The 4,535-nt window shown below is 58.0% G+C and carries 2 protein-coding genes; both read right to left on the bottom strand.

Going from position 1 to position 4,535, the window contains the following annotated elements:
- Positions 1-194: 194 nt before the first annotated feature.
- Positions 195-1,511 carry an IS256 family transposase gene (locus tag VMU57_RS09975; protein ID WP_325382952.1) on the bottom strand — a complete coding sequence of 439 codons (1,317 nt, stop codon included), beginning with the start codon at positions 1,509-1,511 and terminating at the stop codon, positions 195-197.
- A 44-nt stretch (positions 1,512-1,555) separates the two neighbouring features.
- On the bottom strand, positions 1,556-4,498 hold the full coding sequence (locus VMU57_RS09970) for a hypothetical protein (RefSeq protein WP_325382950.1): 2,943 nt from the start codon (positions 4,496-4,498) through the stop codon (positions 1,556-1,558).
- Positions 4,499-4,535: the final 37 nt, after the last annotated feature.

Genomic DNA, 4,535 nt, shown 5'->3' with positions numbered 1-4,535 from the left:
CCAAGGGCATGAAGACCGCGGAACGGTTGGCACTGCGCCAGGAAAAATCTGCGCCCATCGTGGCGGAACTGCGTGACCGGCTTGATCGCTGGAAACTGGAACTGATCCCCAAACATCCCATGGCGGATGCGGTCAACTATGGAGGATGTCCCGCGCGTAGTTGAAAGTGGCGGGCGGCGGTTAGGTTGATGTTACTACGCCGCCTTTTGGCTGGCGGTCGCAGAGGGGTTGAGGATCGCTTCCAGTGCCCAGAGATCGCGATGTCCCATGATTTTGTTGAAACGCTTCTCGGTTCGGATAAACGCCGAGGCCATCCAGCGCAGAACCATTTTGCCGTTCTGCCAGTGGGTAACGCGGCGGGTCTGGATGCGTACGCCGGCATGCGGACTCTCGATAATGTTGGTCGTCGCCAGGCAACGATGCAGAGAAGGCGGCAGATCCAGCCGGTTGATGGTAAAGCATTCCTCCAGGCCTTCCATCAGGCTTGCCGCCGCCGAGGGATATTGTTGGTCCAGCCATGCGGCCAGTTTCTTGACGCGCGCCATGCCCTCTTTCGGTCCCAGCTTCCAGGCCGCGCGCAGCACGCTCTTGGTCTGAGCCCGCTGGTCCTTGGGCAGATAGTCGAGTACATTGCGCAGCTTGTGGGCGCGGCAGCGCTGCACCGGCTGCTGGGTGCCGAAGACCGCGTTGATCGCGGCTCTGAGCGCCTTTGAGCCGTCGATGACGAACAGCATCTTGCGCTTCGGATCGACGCCGCGCGAGACGATGTCTTCGAGCAGTTCGGTGATCACCGTGGAGTTCTCCGTGGCTCCCTCGCGGATGCCCAGCACATGCTTGTTGCCCTCGCTGTCCACGCCCACCGCGCCGATCATGGTGTAGTCGCCGAAGACGAGTCCGTCGATGTAGATCACCAGCAGCTTCAGTTCGTCGAAACGCCGCGACAGCAGCGCTTTCACCTCCGCTTCCGAGGCTTCGGCCACCCGGCGGCTGACGGCGGAACGAGAAACTCCCGCCGTCTCGGCCATCGCCGGAATGACTTCCTTGTAGTTGCGCGTGGAGACGCCGCGCATCAGGATCTCCAGCATCCGCGAGCCCATTGCTCCGCGGTTTTGCATGGCGGCGTAAGCGGGAACTTCGACTTCCCGGCTCCTTGGCCCTTTGCTGCGCAGCCGTGGCCGCTCCACTTCCAACTTGCGGTCGCTGAGCATCACCTGGCCCGGCTGGCGGCCATAGAACACCACATCCGATGAGCGCCGTTTCCCCTGTTGCGGCGGACCCCCTACAGCCTCCATCGCCGACAACTGCAAAACGGCTTGAATGGTTGCTCGCCCGGTCACGTCGATCAACTCGTCGCAGGCCAGCTGGCACTGCTCGATCAGATCTACCATGGGCAAAAGCGCCTGCCCGTTCTTGACCAGGAAGCTGGCCAGTTGCTGTTCGTTGATTTTCCCTTGCTTGCGTATCGTATGGTAAGTTGTCTTCACGGCGGTTCTCCCTTCAAGGTTTCGCAACCCGATTCTTTCAGAATCAGGCTGGACCGCCGCTCAACTTTCAACTACAGCCGGGACATCCTCCGTTGCGGGAGATCGAGGTCGATCAGCGCCTTGAGGCGCGTCTGAATGTTTACGCCGATTCCGCATTTTTCAGTTGTTCCGAGCAAGACGCGCACGCGGCCAGCGCGTACAGCCTGTTGAAGGCCGAAGAACTCCTTGCCCTTCTTGTAATCATGTACGATGGCGACCTGCTCTCTCGGTACTCCGGCCGTAATGAGTTTTTTCTTCATATCCTCGAAGAGATTGAAGTCGCCCCGCTGATAACGGTCGGCAAACAGAATGACGGTCCCGCGTTCGGCTTCCGTGCGGTGCAAGACATCGAGTGCTGTGCGCACGGCGGTATTGGCTTTGCTGTCGGGATCGTCCGGGCAGGTTGGATCGTAGAGGCGGGCGTCGAGTGAGATGGCACAGGCGTCAGAATCGAGTTTGAGCCAGTTGTCTTCCGTTGGGTCGGGCCGGTCCGGATCGCTCATAGGGAGGCTCAGCAGTTCACCGCGCTCTGCGATGGTCTGGAGCAATGGCTCCTGAGCTGGGGTCACCTTGACAAGAAGATCCTTGCGGACGGCCTTTGGCAGGGTGATGTAGCCGGCTTCCTCGGCTTCATCCTGCATCATTACATCGGCAAACTGAGACCAGATGGACTGGAGTTCCGGGACGTTGACGTAGTTTGCAAGAGCGGTCTTCGGCTTGATGGTGACACCATCGGTGGCATATTCCATCCGTGTGACTGGCTCGGCGAAGTTTGCCGCCCAATCGTCGAAGTTGTGAATGTTGCACTTCGTGAGAATGTCGCGGGCTAGGTAGCGTGTCATCACAAACTGTTCGCCGAGTGTGTTTGTGATCGGTGTAGCAGTGGTGAAGATGACGCCGGCGCCGTTGTGCGTCTCCTGCATGAACTCGATTTTGGCGAGAATGCGTTGAGCCCGTTGGGACTCGCGGGTACTGATGCCTGCGATGTTGCCCATCTTCGTGACGATTGCCAGAGCCTTGTATGCGTGGGCTTCATCGACGAAGAGGCGATCAACGCCCAAATCGTCGAAATAGATTGTGTCGTCTTTCCGGCCCTGGGAAAGCTCTTTCAGCTTCTCTTTGTACTTCTGAATCTTGTTTTCGATCTGGCGCGTGGTCCGCTTCTCCGCTCTGGTCTTCGTGCGATTGCTTTCCGCGCCCTCACGCAACAGATCCTTCATCTCTTGGATTTGAGCGTTAACAGTCTTCGCTTCCCGCTCGGGCGAGATGGGGAGCATATCAAACTGCGAATGGGGAACGATGACGGCGTCCCATTCGTTGGTGGCTACTCGACTGAAAAGGCGCTTCCGGCTGAGTGGAGAATCGAAGTCTCGTTCTGTGACGGCCAGGACATTGGCGGAAGGATAGGCTTTCTTGAACTCTTCGCGCCATTGCTGAATCATGTTGTTCGGGACGACGTATAGATTCTTGCGAGAGATTCCGATTCGGCGCGACTCCATGCCGGCAATAATCACGGAGAGGGACTTGCCGGAGCCGACGAAGTGGTCGAGGAGGGCGCGGCCTTCGACCATGACGCGCCATGCTCCCCGCATCTGATATGGCCGCGGATTGATGGTGGGATTCAGCCCTGGGAAGGTCAGGTGCCCGCCGTCGTAAATGCGGAGCCGGTTGGCATTGAAGGTTTCGTTGTAGATGCGCTCGATCTGCGGATGAATGTCGGCCTGCTTGTCGTCTTTGACCCACTCAGAAAAGGCATCTTTGATTTCGCGCAGCCTGGCGCGCGCCGCGATGGTGCGTACCGTGTCGATGACCGGCTTACCATCGGCGTTGTTCTCGTAGAGGGTAGGCTCCTGGAGATTGAGTCCATATTCGAGGAGCTTGTGGCCAGACATTCCTCCGCCCGCCCACTTGTGAGTCAGCTCGAACGTGTTATAGCAGGAAGGCAGATCGACGCTCCACCTGCCGTTGAGGTCTCTGGTAATGGATGGTGCGCGGTCGCCGGACACTGGGCGTTGTTCGGCCAGATGCCGGTTGAGGAATTGAACATAGACCTCGGTCGGGACCCAGGTCTGTCCAAGACGCACATCGATGTCGATAAAGGGCACGATCTCGGGCTGGACAGCTTGGAGCGCCTTGACGTTCCGTTCATAGGCCGGGTCGAGCAGGGTGGCCCCTTGAGCGTCTTTCAACTTCTGCCGCACGTTGCCGGAAAGGTACTCATCGGCTGTCTCGTATTGCTGTGAATTCGGTTCCTTGTAGATCAGGTCGGCGGCGACAAGCTGTCCAATAACCTCTGCCTCCGGCTTGTCGAGGAGACGAGACATAAGGCCGGTGTCCAAACGGCCGCACTCGGCAAGCACCTGGAGCATGGCTGCTTTTGGATCGCTCGGAAGTTCCCGCAGGGGCTCGTAGGGCCGGATTGTGCGCTTGGTAAAGATGTCGGCGAGCGAGATTCTCGAAGTCTCTGGGTCGATGTTTTCGAGCGCAGTTAGGAGCGGATATTCCGGATCGTCTTCGAAGAGTTTCGCTGTACTGATATTGTTGAGCGGGCCAAAGTTTGCGCGGTAGCTTTCGTAGTGCTGTAAAAGCTGCTCCTGGCATTCCGCAAGCTGGCCTTCATTCGAGGATTGGAGTTGAAGCCGGATCACTTCCTTCAACGTGTCCCTGAGCGCAATCAGCGATTTCAGTTGAAAGAGAACGCGCCCGCTCGACAATGCGCGTGGAAGCGGAGTCCTGGCGCCATTGTCGTTGAACCAGACAGTGCCTTCGTCGATGAAGTACGAATGATTCTTGACGGTGTCTGGCGAGGGAACAAGCGAAGAGGCGCTGCGTCCGTTCCGTGAATCCTTGGAGACAGACGGATCGAAGGGTGTGAAGATATTTTCCGGTAAGGTCTCGATAGCTTTTTGGAGATGTTCAACAATGCTTGTGTCCCCTTCAAAGGGCTTGAGCGTGTAGTCCTTTCTCCCGTACATACGGCTTTCCGCACTATGAACTCCGAGGACCATCTCA

The organism is Edaphobacter sp. (genome assembly GCF_035532915.1).
GTDB lineage: Bacteria > Acidobacteriota > Terriglobia > Terriglobales > Acidobacteriaceae > Edaphobacter.
The sequence above is the reverse complement of the archived record's forward strand: the minus strand, read 5'-3'. Positions and strand labels throughout refer to the sequence as shown.